Origin of the sequence: Youngiibacter multivorans, assembly GCF_017873395.1 — a bacterium.
Classification (GTDB): Bacteria; Bacillota; Clostridia; order Clostridiales; family Clostridiaceae; genus Youngiibacter; species Youngiibacter multivorans.
Genome location: NZ_JAGGKC010000069.1, coordinates 1 through 1,637, shown reverse-complemented (window position 1 = coordinate 1,637; position 1,637 = coordinate 1). Strand labels below are relative to the sequence as shown.

Below are 1,637 nucleotides of genomic sequence, written 5' to 3'. Positions count from 1 at the left end.
CAGACTGTAGACAAATCGACGAATCTTAACTTAAGGTTCGTCGATTTTGCTATTGTTATACCTATTTTGGAGCAAAAGTTAGGATATGGGACTCCTATTAGCCATAGATTGGCTCCAGGAGACCCATTTTTCTTTTCATTTTTGTGAGTTTCAACAGATTCATGCATGCGAAAGTAAGGCCAACCTTCATTTCCATCTTGGCCTTCCCCATCATTCTCGTGTATCTGAGATTATGATTCTCCTTGGCTGTTCCAAAGAGCCTTTCTATGGTCTGCTTCCTCAGGTTGTAGATATCCTTGATGCCTGGACTTAGTCTGATCTTCTCACTCCACTCCAGATACGCTTCCCAGATATGCCTCAAGATAACCTTGACGTGGGTTTTGCTTTCAGTACATCTAGATAGGTGCGGGCACTCAGCGCATACCTTTCCATTGCTCTTATACTCCCTGTATCCTTCTCTGTTTGTGGTCGAGAGTAGGAGAAACTTATTATTAGGGCATATATAGCGATCATTGAATTGGTCATATTTGTATTCGTGTTTTCGGAAGAAACCGTCCTTAGTCATAGGTCTCTTGTATGGCAGCACCGGGATAATGTGGTCTTGATTGAGTAACCTTGCAATCGCTGGGGCTTTGTAACCTGCATCGCCTACAAGCATTTCAATTTCATCCTTTGGCAGCTTATTGTACAAATCTACGAATGTCCTTGAATCATGGTCGTTTCCTGGATGTACGGAGTATTCCAGTATCCATCCATTCGCATCGCAAGCTGTCTGAGACATATATGCGAAGACTTCCTTGTGAGGCCCCTTATGGAACAGTCCACTTTCAGGATCGGATTTGCTTCTGGTAACTTCTACTTCCTTCTTAGCATTACCGGATCCTCCTGGACTGTCATCATCCGAGTCGAAGGGCTTCTTGCCCTGGCTAACCCTATCTTCCTGAATTTCTTTCCATAGCTCTTCTTCATAGAACAGAGCAGCCTTTCTGGCAGCTTCTTTATGAATTTTGTTTCTATTGGCATTGGCTTTGATATGTGTTGAATCGACAAATACTATTTCCTTGCTTATCAAGCCGAGGTTCAGGCTTTCCTCCAGAATTTTGGAAAATATTTCATGGAACAGGTCAGAGTATCCGTTCTCTTCAGTTGGCTTAAATCGTCTGGTGTAGTTCTTTCCAAAAGTACTGAAATGAGGAACAGCATCAGTTATGGAGAGCCCGAGGAACCATCTGTAGGCAAGGTTAACCTCGATATCTTTGATTGTCTGGCGCATGCTCTTGATTCCAAAAATCGTTTGAATCATAGGAATCTTGAGGAGCATGATAGGATCGAGGCTTGGTCTGCCTTTTTCCTCTGAATACAAATCCTCAACCAAGTCATAGATGAAACTGAAATCCATTGAACGGTCGACTTCTCTAAGTATGTGGTCTTTTGGTACAAGATCATCCAGGCAAAGGAACTGAATTTGCTCTCTATTTTCAGTAGACTTTTTTGACAACATAAAAATCACCACACTTATTATGATATTTAAATTATATCATAATAATATGTTAATGTCAATAACTCCTTGAGTCCCAATGAAAAAAAGAAAAGCACCAGATCCGTTGGTGCGAATCTGATACTTTGTCTACAGTCTG

Annotated in this window: 1 protein-coding gene; it reads right to left on the bottom strand. The window is 41.5% G+C overall.

Annotated features, from left to right (window positions below; genetic code table 11):
* Positions 1-97 precede the first annotated feature (97 nt).
* Entirely contained in the window at positions 98-1,507 is a 1,410-nt protein-coding gene (locus tag J2Z34_RS17490; protein WP_425348062.1) for an IS1182 family transposase, read from the bottom strand.
* Positions 1,508-1,637 lie beyond the last annotated feature (130 nt).